This is a genomic window from Paenibacillus sp. FSL L8-0708 (assembly GCF_038009325.1).
In the GTDB taxonomy this organism is placed as follows: Bacteria; Bacillota; Bacilli; order Paenibacillales; family Paenibacillaceae; genus Paenibacillus_AQ; species Paenibacillus_AQ odorifer.
Window position 1 is genome coordinate 385,420 of record NZ_JBBPBC010000001.1, and the last position, 15,189, is coordinate 400,608.

Below are 15,189 nucleotides of genomic sequence, written 5' to 3' on the forward strand. Positions count from 1 at the left end.
GGGAGAGTCCTATGGATTTTAGAATGGACATTATTATTCATTATTTGCCCGTCCTTTTAAAAGGGACACTGCTGACTATCGGTATTTCTGTAGTTTCTATTTTATTTGGCTCTATTTTGGGACTGGGGATCGGATTTGGCAAAATGGCCCCAAAATGGTATTTGCGCTGGCCTTTTCATTCATATATCAATTTTTTTCGAGGAACACCATTGTATGTGCAGATTCTGATTGTTCACTTTGGAGTGATTCCCCCGCTTTACGGCAAAACCAATGCTCTAATTACTGCGTTTGTTGCTCTCTCGCTTAATTCGGCTGCTTATTCGGCTGAGATTTTTCGGGCAGGCATTCAGTCGGTTGATCGTGGGCAACGGGAAGCGGCTATTTCACTGGGGATGACTAGTCGGCAAGCGATGAGATTTATTATTTTACCGCAAGCGATCAAACGGATGGTTCCGGCTTTTGGTAACGAGTTTATTGTGCTTGTGAAAGACTCCTCTCTTCTGGCTTTGGTGGCTGCACCGGAAATAATGTATTGGACCAACACGATGAAAGGGCAATATTTGCGGATATGGGAGCCTTATTTGACAGCGGCACTTATTTATTTCATTCTTACCTATTCTCTTAGCAAGCTGCTGAATTACGTTGAACGGAGGCTGAAATAGGATGGAGCCTATGATTTCAGTACGGAACTTACATAAATCATTTGGAACAAATACGGTGCTGGCCGACATAAGTATCGATATTTTCAGTCAGGAGGTAGTGGTGGTTATTGGGCCGTCCGGATCGGGTAAATCCACCTTTTTGCGTTGCCTTAATTTACTGGAGCAGCCGCAGGGGGGCGAGATTGTAATTGAAGGCACTTCTTTGATGGCGGCGAGTACGAAGATTAACGATATCCGTACAGAGCTTGGGATGGTGTTTCAGCAGTTTAATCTATTTCCTCATATGAAGGTTATAGAAAACATTATGCTGGCGCCGGTTCAGGTGCGTAAATGGTCTCCGGATAAAGCGCGGCAAAAAGCGCTTGAGCTGCTGCAAAAAGTAGGTCTAAGTGAAAAAGCAGAGATGTATCCAGCCTCATTGTCTGGGGGGCAGGCTCAGCGGGTAGCGATTGCAAGGGCGCTGGCTATGGAGCCCCAAATTATGCTCTTTGACGAACCAACCTCAGCGCTTGACCCGGAGATGGTGGGGGAAGTGCTGGCGGTGATGAAGGAACTGGCCCGTGAGGGGATGACGATGGTCGTGGTGACACATGAAATGGGCTTTGCGCGTGAGGTGGGGGATCGGGTGCTGTTCATGGAACAAGGTGAGATTGTGGAAGAAGGAAGTCCGGAGCAGCTGTTCGGAAATCCTAAGCAAGAACGGACACGATCCTTTCTATCAAAGGTGCTGTAATTTAGTGGAAAGTAGAATCTTGTTATTTTATCAGGTATATTAGAAGAGTAACGGTTAATTCAGGGATTTATATGCAAAATCTGTCGGAACGTGGAGAGGAGGCTCTGGGGATATCTTTTGTTATCATAATCTTGCAGTGATAGAGGGAGAAATACGATGAGCACATTTAAAAACTGGTTAAACACAACCAAAAACGGACTAACAGATCAAGTGAAAAAATTCAAAAATAAAGACTTCATGAACGCGATAGTTGCAGGCTGCGCTTTGGTTGCTGCGGCTGACGGTAAAATAGAAGATGCAGAGAAGAATAAAATGGTCGGCTATATAAATCTAAGTAATGAATTGAAGGTATTTGACATGAGAGATGTCATTGCTCAATTCAACCATTATGTTAGTAACTTCGAGTTCTCTCCGGAAATAGGGAAACAAGAGGCTTTGAAAGCGATCGCTAAGTTTAGCGGCAAACCAGAAGCGGGCCGTCTGATCGTGGGCGTATGCTCGGCAATTGGATCAGCTGATGGTGATTTTGATGATTATGAAAAAGCAGTTGTGCGGAATATTTGTGGTGTCTTAGGATTAAACCCTAGCGAATTCAGTTTATAAATTAGGTGAAGTCATAGATAAAAGTTCGTTGAAACGTAATTTATTCTTTATCGTATCACTGATATAACACCTAAAAGCTAGACTAACAGATAATAGTTTTATCGGAAACGGAGGTACGTTGATTTGGCTGGAATTAATCTGGTAAAAGGTCAAAAGATTGATCTGACTAAAGGTAATGCGGGCTTGTCCAATGTAATAGTTGGCTTAGGCTGGGATCCGGTAGAGGCTAAAAAGGGATTTTTCGGTGTCAAAAAGCAGGCTAACATTGATTGTGATGCTTCAGCTTTGCTGCTGAATGAGGATGGCAAGCTAACTAAGAAGGGTAACCTGATCTGCTTCCACAACAAGCAAAGTCCTTGCAACTCGGTCATTCATTCCGGAGATAATCTGACGGGTGAAGGCGACGGAGATGACGAGCAAATCATGGTTAATTTGAAAGCTATTCCTGCCGATGTTCATAAGGTTCTGGTTGTCGTTAACATTTACGATGCGGTGAATCGCAAACAGGATTTTGGAATGATCAAATCAGCGTATATTCGGGTAATAAATGCTGCCGGGAATAGTGAGTTGATTAAATTCAACTTGTCAGACAACTACACAGGTTTTACGGCACTTATTTGTGGAGAGCTTTACCGCCAAGGTGGAGAATGGAAGTTCGCTGCAATTGGTGAAGGCAGCCACGCCGCTCATATCAATCAACTTGCAGAACGCTACGTATAATCCAAATATAAGAAAAGAGGTATGTAATCATGGCAATTAATTTATCCAAAGGTCAAAAGATCGATTTAACAAAAGGCAACCCAGGTCTATCCAAAATCACTGTAGGTCTTGGCTGGGACACTAATAAATACGACGGCGGAAAAGATTTCGATTTGGACGTATCCGTCTTTTTGACCAATGCTAGTGGTAAAGTTGATAAAGAAACCAACTTCATTTTCTTCAATAACAAGCAAAATGAGAATGCTTCTGTTGTTCATACCGGAGATAACCGTACAGGTGAAGGCGATGGTGATGATGAGCAGGTTCAAGTGGATCTTCAGAACATCCCTGCTGATGTGGACAAAGTAGCTTTTACTATCACAATTTATGATGCTGAAGCAAGAAGCCAAAACTTTGGACAAGTCTCCCGTTCCTACGTACGTATCGTAAACGATCTGAACAATGAAGAATTGATTCGTTTCGACCTCGGTGAGGATTTCTCTATTGAAACTGGTGTTGTTGTAGGCGAATTGTATCGTAACGGTGCAGAATGGAAGTTCAATGCTATCGGCAGTGGCTACAAAGACGGCTTGAGCGGTTTGACTCGCGACTACGGCCTGCAATAAATTTCGTTCTGCATGCTAAAGTTGAATTGAATTCATAAATGAAAGAAGGTTTTGTCAGTGACGATCAGTCTCTCTAAAGGGCAACGGATTGATCTTACCAAGACTAATCCGGGTTTGACGAAGGTAGTGGTAGGATTGGGCTGGGATACTAATAAGTATAGCGGCGGCCAAGATTTTGACCTTGATGCTTCAGCCTTTCTACTGCATGAAGATGGCAAGGCCAAGGGCTCTGATGATTTTGTATTCTACAATAATCCATCGGGTGGAAATGGCTCCCTGACTCATACAGGTGATAACCGTACGGGTGAGGGTGATGGAGATGACGAGCAGATTGTTGTTGATTTCAGCAAAATCCCTGCTCATATTCAGCGCATCGGAATAACGGTAACGATCTATGATTATGAAACTCGGGCACAAAACTTTGGACAGGTTTCCAATGCTTTTGTACGTGTAGTAGATGCTTCTAATGATCGTGAAGTGCTTCGCTTCGATTTAGGTGAAGACTTTTCAACTGAAACAGCTGTTGTATTCTGTGAGTTCTACCGCAATGGTGCGGATTGGAAGTTCCAGGCGATTGGAAGTGGCTTTGCCGGCGGTCTAAGCGCTTTATGCAGAAACTATGGACTGGACGCGCAATAACATCCAAGTGGGCGGGGTCATTACCGATCCTGCCCTTTTTATAAATATTTAGAGCAGTACAGACTCCACTTTGTGGGGTTCTTTTTTACAAAATTATTAGTTGGTTTACTCCATTTATAAAGGTGGCGTAAGAATGAGTGTTAACGTAGTCAAAGGGCAAAAAGCTGATCTGACCAAAGGCAATGCTGGACTTCATTCTATAATCGTAGAGATCGGCTGGAATGCTCCGGCTGCTCTGGAGATTGATAGCTCTGCTTTCCTGCTTGGATCAGAGGGTAAAGTAAGTAAAGACGAGGATTTAATATTTTATAATAATCCAGCCACATCGTATATTAGGTATAAGGATGTGCCAGGATTCAATGACCGCAAGCAATTCGAAGTTCAATTGGATAAGATTCCTTCCGATGTGATGAAGATTGCCTTTACGCTTACCATTTATGATGGGGAGAAAAGGGGTCAAAGTTTTGGGCAAGTTAGTCAGGCCTATTTTCGGATTCTCAATCAAGTGACAGGTGCGGAACTGCTCCGATGTGATCTCGACAATCTTTTCTCCGTGGAAACGGCCATTGTGGTAGGGGAATTATATAGATATAACAGTGAATGGAAGTTCAGTGCCATTGCAGCGGGGTTTGCCGGAGGTTTGAAAGAGATATGCAGTAACTTCGGTATTGAAGCGAATGAGGAGCCTGCTCCTGCTGCTCCACAGCCGGAGGTTAAGCCGCAGATTCCACCACAAATCTTCGCAACGCCGCCTGCGCAGCCAGTGAAACGTGAAGAAAGCTCTCCACCCACACTTCCGCCTTCGCCAATGAATCTCAACTTGAAGAAAATCGAGCTGAAGAAAAAAGGCGATTCCATTAATTTAAAAAAATCAGCCAGTGGTGATCTAGGGGAAGTGTTGATTAATCTCAACTGGAACCAGAAACAGGGCGGACTCTTTAGTCGTAAAAATGGCGTAGATCTAGATCTTGCTTGTCTGTATGAACTGAAGAATGGCAGTAAAGGAGTGGTACAAGCGTTGGGCAATGCCTTTGGCTCATTGAATCAACCTCCTTATGTCATGCTTGATGGGGATGATCGGACAGGCTCCGTAACTACTGGTGAGAATTTGCGTATAAATGGTATCAAAATTTCCGAGATTGAACGCATTCTAGTGTTTTCCTTTATTTATAAAGGGGTAACCAACTGGTCGGAGGCCGATGGGGTTGTCACCATCAAACAAGGCGGAGGACCTGATATCATTGTAAATTTGGACGAGCATAACAACCGAAAAGGGATGTGTGCCATTGCGTTATTCCGGAATGTAAGCAATGAAACATTTAGTGTTGAACGGCTGGTGCAATATTACAGTGGTCATCGTGAGATGGATGAAGCCTATGGCTGGGGGCTGCGCTGGGTTGCGGGCAGCAAATAATCGATTTTACCGGAGGCGCAAAGTGTAATGGATTGGTTCGCAGATTTTTTTAGAAATATTAGTGAGAATTACGGGCATTTTTTCTCATGGAGTGATGTAGTAGGTACACTCTCTGATCCTGTGAGCTGGGGGATTATCGGGAGCTTAATTCTACTAGAAGGTTTGCTCTCTGCAGATAATGCGCTTGTGCTTGCCGTTATGGTTAAGCATCTACCTAAGGAGCAGCAGAAAAAGGCGCTTTTCTACGGTATCTTAGGGGCTTATTTGTTCAGATTCCTGGCCATTGGACTAGGGACATTTCTTATTAAGTTTACTTTGGTTAAGGTTCTTGGTGCACTGTATCTCTTTTATATCGCATATAAAGGTTTATTTAAGGGCAGTGGCGAAGAGCATACGGAGAATAAAGGCACTTCTTTTTGGAAGACAGTTCTCCTTGTTGAATTAATGGATATTGCTTTCAGTATTGACAGTGTTATTGCAGCATTTGGACTTAGCGATCAGGTTTGGGTTCTCTTTATGGGTGGTATCTTAGGGGTTCTGATGATGCGCGGAGTGGCGCAGGTATTCTTGAAGCTTATTGATAAATTCCCTGAATTGGAACAGGCAGCGTTCCTGCTTATCGCCATTATTGCGGGTAAGATGCTAGCGGGTGCTTTTGGTTTTGAATTGCCGCATGTCGTATTCTTTACAATCCTTATAGCGGTATTCGTGGGTACGATCCTCTATAGTGCTAGACGTAAGAAAAAAGATGCCCATAAAAGTGCATGATTAAAAAAGTAATTGCACCATAGAGAAGTCGGAGCCGATCATGCAAGAATAGAAACGCCTGCTTCTTTCAGGTAATCGTATATGTTATAGCGTAGGCCTTCACTTATATTTGAGAGAGCCAAGATGCCATCCCCAAGGGAGAGTATTGCCGGTTCTGACACTCTCTATGAGGAGAGGTCTACGCTTGTTTTGCTTGGCTTCGCAAAACTATAAGGGGGAACCGATTTGAGATACTTCGATTACCTGACGAAAGAACAAGAAATCTCTTTGTTTTACACTCCGCCTATCTCATTTGATCATACCACGAACAAGGAACTGTTAGCCTACGCTGTCGGCGCTGCCCTCTATATGCCGGCTACCCGTGCAAGTGTTGCAGAAGACATCATTAAGCTCAAGAATGCAGGTCTAGTGACGGTTATTATAGATCTGGAGGACGCAATCGGAGATGACCAGGTTGACAATGCAGAGGAATCTATTATCCAGCATCTTATTTACCTAGCTGCTTACGCAGAAAATGAGCTGGATTCATCGAACAGCCTCCCGCTTCTTTTTATACGAGTACGTAACCCGGACCAACTCCGGCAAATGATTTTCCGCTTGGGATCCTTGGTAACGATGTTAACAGGGTTTGTATTTCCTAAGTTCTCTGTGGACAATGGAATTCAATATTTTGAAACGTTAGCTGAGTACAACAATACGCGTGGTTATAATGATCCTGTGCTTTACGGGATGCCAATCTTGGAAACTGCACCTATTATTTATCGGGAAAGTCGAGTGGACAGTCTGCTATCTATCCGTGATTTACTCCGTAATTACCGTGAGCTTGTCCTAAACGTCAGAATTGGGGCAACGGATTTCTCCAGCCTGTTCGGACTGCGTCGCAGTCCTGATGTTAGTATTTATGATCTTACTCCTATCCGTGACTGTATCTCGGACATTATCAATGTGTTTGGGCGGGTTGAAGAGGGATATGTGATCTCAGGACCTGTCTGGGAGTATTTTGCGAATAAAGGTCATCGAGTTCTCCGGCCGCAGCTGCGGCAGACGCCATTTGAGGATACTTACGGCAAAAACGGCCGTGATATGCGGAATAGCTATATCTCGAGCAGTGTGGACGGGCTAATTCGTGAGGTTATTTTGGATAAAGAGAATGGAATTGTGGGTAAGACGATTATCCATCCTTCTCATCTCAGACCTGTTCAGGCGATGTATACAGTGATGCATGAGGAATACGTCGACGCTTTAAGCATTGTAGAAAGTAATGATGGCAGTCTGGGCGTGTTTAAGAGTCAATATTTTAATAAAATGAACGAAATTAAGCCCCATCTGAATTGGGCAAGACGAATTTTACTACGATCTCAAATATACGGGGTGTTACATGAACAACAGCATTTTGTCGGATTATTACCCGAAAACGAATTTACGCACGTATAACATAGTCGAGAACCTGCAAGTGAATGTAACCGAAACCTTTAACCCCTTTCATATGCCTCTGGATTCTTTATTTTCTATGGCGGCGCGAATTAATAAAAAACGAACTTTTCTGTTTGTCAGTAAGGTGCTTGGCAAGCATATCCCCGTCGATCCGTATACTTCACTTCTAAGCGGAGCAGCGTTGGCGCTGCTGTTATATCAGGAGATGAACGGCGATTCCGTGGATAGTGATCGTATGACAAAGTTATTGGATATGGCGGTTCATGGGCTGATTCATCCTGAATTTGCTAAGGAAGCCTATCAACATTTACTAGCGGCCCGGCTGGTTTTGCCCAAGCCTGTGGTTTTTATTGGATTCGCAGAAACGGCAACTGCACTGGGTCACAGTGTGTACAACATCTTTGCTGAGCAGGCATCCTATATTCATACTACGCGTGAGCATATTCCTGATTTGGAGTCTGTTGTAAGTTTTGTAGAAGAGCATTCCCATGCAGTTGATCATCTATGTTATGCCTTGGATACCGAACTCTTATCTGGGACAGAGCCCATTATATTGGTAGATGACGAGATTACGACCGGGAAAACCGCGATCAATACGATTCGAGATATTCAGTCAAAATTCCCGCGGGAGGAATATGTGGTAGTCTCTCTTCTGGATTGGAGAAGCGGCAGCAATCTTCAACACTATAGTGAGCTTGAGCAGGAGCTGGGGATTCGCATTAAGTCGTTATGTCTGCTGCAAGGGAATATTGAAGTGATAGGTTCACCGGTGTTTAATAAGGATACTGAGCAGCTGGATAGAGAGGCCATTTTTGAGTGTGAGGTTGTAACTACTTATGCTCAAGATGGAATGGAACGACTGGAGGTATCCTCTATCGATTCCTATGGTGAGATCAACACAGCGCCGTATATGAAATATAGTGGACGGTTCGGAATGGAGTCACAGGATAATCTGGAGCTTGATCAGGGTGTGAAACGAATAGCTGAGCAGCTGCGGCAATTGCGTAGAGGACCGAAAGCCTTGGTAATGGGTGTAGGAGAATTTATGTATCTTCCGATGAGAGTGGCGGCGGAAATGGGGGAAGGGATTGCTTACCAGTCTTCCACTAGAAGTCCGATCCACCCTGAGCGTCGGCCGGATTATGGGGTACATAGTGCTGCTGCGTATCCTTCAGCTGGTGACCCGGAAATCACAAACTTTATTTATAATATAGCTCCTGGTCAATACGATGATATATTTGTGCTGATTGAGCGTGATGTACCGCATGAGCGTATGAAACCTATGCTTGATATACTGAAGAAACTGGCCCGCCATAAAGTGCATCTTATTGTACTGACCTCGGAAAGAAGAAGTGGAGGCCCTACCTATGAAGGGAACAGTAACTGAAGAAATTCTAAACAGAAGTATAGCCGAACCGGTTCCGCTAGGCAGCTATTCTCCGTCAGATGTTATATTTTTGCTTAAGGATCTGAGCGATGTTTCACTGGAGCGGGCGACTGACGAAAGAGAGGCCGCCATTCAATCAGGCGTACACTACTCTGAGATGCTGCCCGTGGAATATCAGCCTACTGAGCAGTATATTGAGTTATTTCACGAGACGCTGGAGCAATCTGCGGAGAAGGTCGCTCTAGCAGTAGCGGTAGTCTCTGAGATGATTGTCGCTCAAAGGGGACTTGATACGGTGTTAGTCTCTTTGGCAAGAGCGGGAACACCAATTGGTGTACTGATTAAGCGTTATATCCAAGAGCGATATGGTGCTGATCTGCCGCATTATAGTATCTCTATCATTCGGGGCAAGGGGATTGATGAGAACGCAATCCTCTATATTCTGCAAAAGCATGGGCTTGACGCTGATTTGCAGTTTGTCGACGGATGGACGGGGAAAGGGGCTATTCGCCAGGTATTGATTGAGGCGTGCAACAGCCTATATGAGAAATATGGCATTCGGCTAAATGATGACCTGGCCGTATTGGCTGATCCCGGGAACTGTTCAGGCACGTTCGGGACTAGAGAGGATTATCTTATTCCTAGTGCATGCCTCAATTCTACGGTGTCAGGACTGATGAGCCGGACAGTGCTGCGCGATGATTTAATCGGTCCGGAAGAATTCCATGGGGCTAAATTCTACAAGGAATGGCTCGATACGGATGTATCTAATGTATTCATTGCGGCGATCTGCCCGTATTTCTCCTCCGTTGCGGAAGAAGCGCAAGCGATTGCTGAACAGATGCAGCAATCCCCGCCAGAAATTACATGGCAGGGCCTGCGTGATATTCAGAGTATTCAAGAAGTGTTCGGCATAGATAACATCAATTTGGTCAAGCCCGGAGTCGGAGAAACTACCCGAGTGCTGCTGCGCAGAGTACCGTGGAAGATTCTTGTCGATACTATGGATAATCCAAATCTTCGTCATATTATTCTCTTAGCAGAGGATAGAGGGGTTCCAGTAGAGGTATTCCCTGGACTCACCTACTCCTGTTGCGGGATTATTAAGCCGCTGAGAGGTGAGACGGAATGATCTATGCCAGTGATTTGGACCGAACGTTAATCTATTCCCTAAATGCAATCGGCGTCCCGGAGAATACTCCGGGCCTGGTTCCTGCGGAGGTTGTGGATGGCAAGACGGTTTCATACATTTCCCAAAAAGCATTAGCTGATCTGATGGAGCTTACTTCCCGTATTATCTTTATGCCCGTTACAACACGTACCATAGCGCAGTATAAGCGTATTAATCTGTTTCAAGACACGATTATTCCAGACTACGCGATTACTAGTAATGGCGGGAATATTCTGATTGGTGGCGAAGTAGATAAGAGCTGGAGAGCTTCGGTGGGCAGGCTTGTTCAAAACGAATCGGCTGCAGCAGAAGAAGTTAGAATGCACGTTAGGTCTGTAGTGCACGAGGAATGGATCATTAGTGAGCGGTATTGTGATGATTTATTTTATACTTTTGTAGTAGTGCGTGATTTATTACCTATGGATGAGATCACGAATCTGGCAGAGCGATTATACGATTTGGGCTGGCGGGTATCCTTACAAGGACGCAAGCTATATGTCGTTCCTGCCGCTGTGAATAAAAGTGATGCGATTGTTCATGTGCGCCGGACGGTTCGTTCAGAACCGATGGTAGCATCGGGAGATTCCTTGTTGGATAAGAGTTTACTAGAAAGTGCGGACTATGCGATTGCTCCTTGTCATGGAGAAATATTTGCAGAGCAGCAGAGTGGTCTTGTAAAATCAAGGTATCCCTTTACGAAGCAAGCGGGTGTTTTTGCTGGTGATGAAATTCTACAGTATGTAAACATGATCTATAATAACTTAACCGTATTGGGAGTTGGGCCACTATGAAAAAGGTAAACATTTATTTCAATCGCTGGTTTTCCGTCGCTTACCATTATATGAATCTCATCCGCAATAATGAGGATGGCGTTCCTGTACAAATCTTCGCCACGCATCCTGATATTCACCATATGTCCCTTCAAGGTGCTGATGTTGCTGGGACTGAACCAGCACTGACTGGAATAGAATATGTTCAATTCTGCGTGGATTTCTGTCGCCGCAATGAGATCGATATCTTCATTCCACGGTTACATATGCTGGATATAGCTTTGCATGCTGCTATGTTTGATGCGATTGGCACCAAGGTTCTAGTCTGTAGAGATTTGGACTTATTGGAGACCATCATGGATAAGGGGAAGTTCTACGAAAGTGTTAAGGAAACAGGGATTATGACAATTCCTGATTATCATGTGGTGAGTACAGCAGAGCAGTTCAAAGAGGCTTATCATGATCTTGTAGCCAAAGGACACCACGTATGCTTTAAACCCACGGAGACAGAGGGAGGCCTTGGCTTCCGTATCATTGATAACACACGTAGTCCTTTACAGGAGCTGTTTGGTCATGTAACTCCGCTGATATCCTTCGATGAGGCCTATCGTATTCTGGGAAGTGAACCTACATTCCCTGAACTTATGGTGATGGAATTGCTGGAAGGTTATGAATACAGTATAGATTGCTTGTCAGATGAGAATGGCAGGCTGTTAGCGGCTGTACCCCGTCGTAAAGCTGGCGGTCGTCTGCGGCTGATGGAGCATATTCCGGAGCTGGAGGAGATCGCTTCCCGGGTAGCAGAGGTATATAAAATACCTTTCAATTTCAATATTCAAATGAAGTATAGTGGTGGAATTCCTAAACTGCTGGAGATTAACCCCCGGATGTCTGGAGGTCTTCATATTTCTTGTCTGTCTGGAATTAACTTTCCATACCTGGCTGTCAAAAGTGCACTCGGCGGAGAGGTCCAGCCTGCGGAGTTCGGCGATAATGTGCTTGCCAGCCATGTAGAGCAGCCGCTAATTATGAAAATAAACGGCGAATCCGTAATTCCGGATCCCGTGAATTGAGCGTTCGCAATCTCGCTCACAAGAGGTGAGAAAAATTAAATTTAAATCGAAAATATTGCTGTATGCCGGTATTGGCTATGTTGTCGCTGTATTAACGAGTTCTTTTTTGCCTGAGTTACTCTCCTTGCTGTTGCCTGTAGCGGGTGCAGCGGTAGGGGTTCTTGCAACGAGAAGTCCAAGAACCAACCTTCCGGCTGAGGTGCTGCCAGCAGGTCCAGAGACGTTGCCTGTTGCTCCAGCTCCCTCTGCAAATGCTCCGCAATTACCTAGTGTGGCAAATAATGCTGCACCAGGTAATCCGGGCAATAGTGGTAGAACTGAGGCCGAACCAACGAAGATTGGACCGGAATTTGCTCCAGTAGTTGAGTACCTTAGCATTTTGGAAGATATGATTATCTCCGAGGGGCAGAAGGATACACTGGACAATGAAATTGTCGAGAAATCACTGGCGCTTTTTGCGAGACTTCAACGTGTAATTCCGCTGCTGCAGGAGCTCAATAATGGCGATATTAATCATACGGTCCGCAGATTGATTCTGAAGGATTTAAATGGTGTGATTAACCCATTTTTGCGCCTAAGTGGTGAAGCGAAGACGAAGAATCGGAGAACGCTGCTGAACGGTCTAAGAGATGTTGATTCCAAAATATCGGATATTGCTTCGACGATCGAACATAAAGACCTGATGGAACTTCAGACGAAGGCGGAACTGATTCATCAGCGGTATAGCAGTTCCGAATTATAGGAGGGAAACCCATGTCCACGCAGTTGATCCAATTAAAAAAAGAAGATGAACAAAAGGTAGTCGAAGAAGCCGCACAATTGATCGAGAAGGTATCCCAGACAGATACAGTCACGTTGGATTCTTTAATGGATGATATCGGGAAGCTTGGGGTGAAGACGCAGGAAAAAGCAGGCCAAACGCTCAAGCTGCTGGATCGTCCGGTAAATGACCTGATGTCCGGTAAGCGTGTTGAAGTGCCTAACATGATTATGAAGCTGCGGAATGAGTGTGAAAATCTGCAACAGAGTAAGAATGTTAGCTTTTTCGGCAAAATGCTGCGGAAGAGTCCGATGAAGAACTATGTGTACAAATATCAGTCTGTCCGCACAAATATTGATGCGATTGTTACTGGTCTACGCGACGGCAGAGATACCCTCGAAGAGAGTATTGTAAATATGCGCCAGCTGAAACGTACCTCTATGGAGGAGATCTATAACCTTCAAACCAAAATTGCCTTCGGCAATAAGCTAAAAGAGCTGTTCGAGGTGGAGATTGCGAAGCCTGAGAATGAGTTCCGTAAAGCTTATCTGGAGCGTGGTCTGCGTAAAGTGATGGTTCGTATTCAGTCCATGACAGAGATGATTCTGCTTTACAATCAAGCGATTGCTGCTACAGATATCATCAATGACAATAATGATAAACTGATCGATTCCGTAAATAATGCGATTGATAAAACTTCTAATCTGATTACAGTGTCGGCAATGATTGCGATGTCGCTGGCCGATCAGGAGAATGTTATCAACGCTGTAGAAGCAACAAATAAGACGATTGAAGATCAGTTTAAAGAAAATGCACGCTTGCTGCGTACGACTACAGAAAAAACGACCGAGCTTCTATCCAAACCTTCCATGTCTATGGAAGCCGTGAATCAAGCGATCGGGGATTTGCTTAGCGCATTGGATACTTCGGAACAGTCAAACCGTCGTATTATCGAAAGCTGCCAGGATTATACATCCAAAATGACGACGATCAATACCCAACTGGGCAATCGTCTAGGACTCAATGAAGCGGACAAGCCTGAGGCGCTGAAACAAGGTGAAGCAGAGAGCCAACTGAGCAGCTTCTTGAACTAATTATTTTTAAAAAAGTCCGTAAAAATATAGCAGAGCAGTGAGCCTTCATTTCTGGGGGTTCGCTGCTCTGCTTTTTTTGGATATGAAGTAGCTTGCTTCAACTACTGCATAGGCGTAAACGTGATCTAATCAAATGAAGTTTGCTGTAGCCAAACATAAAGCCCTATCCACATACATAAGTTGTCACAAGACTACATGTGGAGGAAGTGGGGATAGGCTATGGTTTTAGGCTGTTTGATACTCGTGCTTATCATCGTCGCCAGCAGTGAAAAAGCAGAAGCCATTGCTAAAATGAATGAAGACAATTAGCAAGAGGTAGCTTCGCTTCCCCGTAAGTATTCAGGGATTTTTTGCCGCGAGTTGGTTCAAGTAATTTCCAGCGGGTTATTGGGTATAATAACGCAAGGCTGTCGATTAGCCCATAATCAGCTGGAAATACCAAAATCCCTAAGGAGGTCACATGGAGAACGAGGCACTGCTTCAGGTTGAACAATTAGCACTTAAGAAACAGAAGATATTCCGGCAAAGCGTAATGCGCTATATTGCCAGAGCCATGCTGGCCAGTATGTTTATCGGATTCGGTGTAATTGTAGCATTTAAGACAGGCAACTATTTCTTTATGGAGCAATCCCCCTTTGCATATCCAATGGCTGCGATTACTTTCGGAGCGGCTATTATTCTAATTTCTTTTGGTGGTGGGGATTTATTCACCGGAGATACTTTTTATTACACATACACGGCACTAAGACGGAAAATGAAATGGTCTGAGGTTGTCCGCATGTGGATCATGAGTTATATCGGTAATATTCTTGGGGCTGCCGTTTTTGCCTTGCTGATTTTTTTGACAGGACTGTTCTATAGCTCAGATGTAAACGGTTTTTTGCTATATGTAGTGGAGCATAAGATGGAAGCCCCGGCAGGTCAGCTTTTCTTTCGGGCTATTCTTTGTAACTGGCTCGTTTGTATGGCTTTTTTTATACCGATGAATATGAAAGGCGATGGGGCCAAAATGTTCGCCATGGTCTTATTCGTATTCTGTTTTTTCATCTCCGGCTATGAACATAGTATTGCCAATATGTGTACCTTTGCGATTGCGCTAGTACTTGATCATCCCGGAACGGTATCGTGGTATGGCGTGGTGCATAACCTTGTCCCCGTTACGATCGGCAATTTAATTGGCGGTGGCGTACTGATGGGGGTAATGTATTATTATGTGAATAAACCTTTTTTGGATGATACTAAGCATTAACTGAAAAATAGAAAATAATAATTCTCCAAAACTTCGCTCTTGTATAGGGGTGGAGTTTTTTTGTGCAGAAAGTTATTTTTTAACATTGGGATTATTTGATTTTTAAG

The 15,189-nt window shown here is 44.3% G+C and carries 16 protein-coding genes; all 16 read left to right on the forward strand.

Annotation, left to right across the window (positions count from 1 at the left end; all coding sequences use genetic code 11):
- Positions 1 to 11: 11 nt before the first annotated feature.
- The 16 genes from NYE58_RS01735 (at position 12) to NYE58_RS01810 (ending at position 15,082) form a co-directional block, all read left to right on the forward strand.
- On the forward strand, positions 12 to 662 hold the full coding sequence (locus NYE58_RS01735) for an amino acid ABC transporter permease (RefSeq protein ID WP_076124698.1): 651 nt from the start codon (positions 12 to 14) through the stop codon (positions 660 to 662).
- A gap of 10 nt (positions 663 to 672) precedes the next feature.
- On the forward strand, positions 673 to 1,395 hold the full coding sequence (locus NYE58_RS01740) for an amino acid ABC transporter ATP-binding protein (protein ID WP_076276053.1): 723 nt from the start codon (positions 673 to 675) through the stop codon (positions 1,393 to 1,395).
- A gap of 156 nt (positions 1,396 to 1,551) precedes the next feature.
- Complete coding sequence (locus NYE58_RS01745) at positions 1,552 to 1,998, forward strand: tellurite resistance TerB family protein (protein ID WP_076185595.1); 447 nt, start codon at positions 1,552 to 1,554, stop codon at positions 1,996 to 1,998.
- A 123-nt stretch (positions 1,999 to 2,121) separates the two neighbouring features.
- Positions 2,122 to 2,718 (forward strand): TerD family protein, encoded by a 597-nt coding sequence (locus tag NYE58_RS01750; RefSeq protein ID WP_076134802.1) that lies wholly within the window; start codon positions 2,122 to 2,124, stop codon positions 2,716 to 2,718.
- Positions 2,719 to 2,747: 29 nt separating this feature from the next.
- Complete coding sequence (locus NYE58_RS01755) at positions 2,748 to 3,323, forward strand: TerD family protein (protein WP_076134803.1); 576 nt, start codon at positions 2,748 to 2,750, stop codon at positions 3,321 to 3,323.
- Positions 3,324 to 3,380: 57 nt separating this feature from the next.
- The gene (locus NYE58_RS01760) at positions 3,381 to 3,962 is read left to right on the forward strand and encodes a TerD family protein (RefSeq protein WP_076275963.1); all 582 of its coding nucleotides are present in this window, start codon (positions 3,381 to 3,383) and stop codon (positions 3,960 to 3,962) included.
- Between the two features lie 133 nt (positions 3,963 to 4,095).
- Positions 4,096 to 5,376 carry a TerD family protein gene (locus NYE58_RS01765; protein WP_076275964.1) on the forward strand — a complete coding sequence of 427 codons (1,281 nt, stop codon included), beginning with the start codon at positions 4,096 to 4,098 and terminating at the stop codon, positions 5,374 to 5,376.
- 27 nt (positions 5,377 to 5,403) lie between these two features.
- A complete protein-coding gene (locus NYE58_RS01770; RefSeq protein ID WP_036687425.1) occupies positions 5,404 to 6,144 on the forward strand; it encodes a TerC family protein in 741 nt (246 codons plus the stop codon).
- 225 nt (positions 6,145 to 6,369) lie between these two features.
- A complete protein-coding gene (locus NYE58_RS01775) occupies positions 6,370 to 7,578 on the forward strand; it encodes an HpcH/HpaI aldolase/citrate lyase family protein (protein ID WP_232061116.1) in 1,209 nt (402 codons plus the stop codon).
- Positions 7,523 to 8,965, forward strand: a complete 1,443-nt coding sequence (locus NYE58_RS01780) for a phosphoribosyltransferase family protein (protein ID WP_081386325.1) — start codon at positions 7,523 to 7,525, stop codon at positions 8,963 to 8,965. Before NYE58_RS01775 ends, NYE58_RS01780 begins: the two co-directional genes overlap by 56 nt.
- Positions 8,946 to 10,097: a cysteine protease StiP family protein gene (locus NYE58_RS01785; RefSeq protein ID WP_076302299.1), complete on the forward strand. Its 1,152-nt coding sequence runs from the start codon at positions 8,946 to 8,948 to the stop codon at positions 10,095 to 10,097. Before NYE58_RS01780 ends, NYE58_RS01785 begins: the two co-directional genes overlap by 20 nt.
- The gene (locus NYE58_RS01790) at positions 10,094 to 10,927 is read left to right on the forward strand and encodes an HAD family hydrolase (RefSeq protein ID WP_036687429.1); all 834 of its coding nucleotides are present in this window, start codon (positions 10,094 to 10,096) and stop codon (positions 10,925 to 10,927) included. Before NYE58_RS01785 ends, NYE58_RS01790 begins: the two co-directional genes overlap by 4 nt.
- Entirely contained in the window at positions 10,924 to 11,979 is a 1,056-nt protein-coding gene (locus NYE58_RS01795; protein ID WP_076185601.1) for an ATP-grasp domain-containing protein, read from the forward strand. Before NYE58_RS01790 ends, NYE58_RS01795 begins: the two co-directional genes overlap by 4 nt.
- Positions 11,980 to 12,013: 34 nt before the next feature.
- Positions 12,014 to 12,721, forward strand: coding sequence for a hypothetical protein (locus NYE58_RS01800; protein ID WP_076304768.1), 708 nt, complete (start codon positions 12,014 to 12,016; stop codon positions 12,719 to 12,721).
- Between the two features lie 11 nt (positions 12,722 to 12,732).
- Positions 12,733 to 13,833, forward strand: a complete 1,101-nt coding sequence (locus tag NYE58_RS01805) for a toxic anion resistance protein (RefSeq protein WP_036687432.1) — start codon at positions 12,733 to 12,735, stop codon at positions 13,831 to 13,833.
- A 460-nt stretch (positions 13,834 to 14,293) separates the two neighbouring features.
- The gene (locus tag NYE58_RS01810; RefSeq protein ID WP_076124688.1) at positions 14,294 to 15,082 is read left to right on the forward strand and encodes a formate/nitrite transporter family protein; all 789 of its coding nucleotides are present in this window, start codon (positions 14,294 to 14,296) and stop codon (positions 15,080 to 15,082) included.
- Positions 15,083 to 15,189 lie beyond the last annotated feature (107 nt).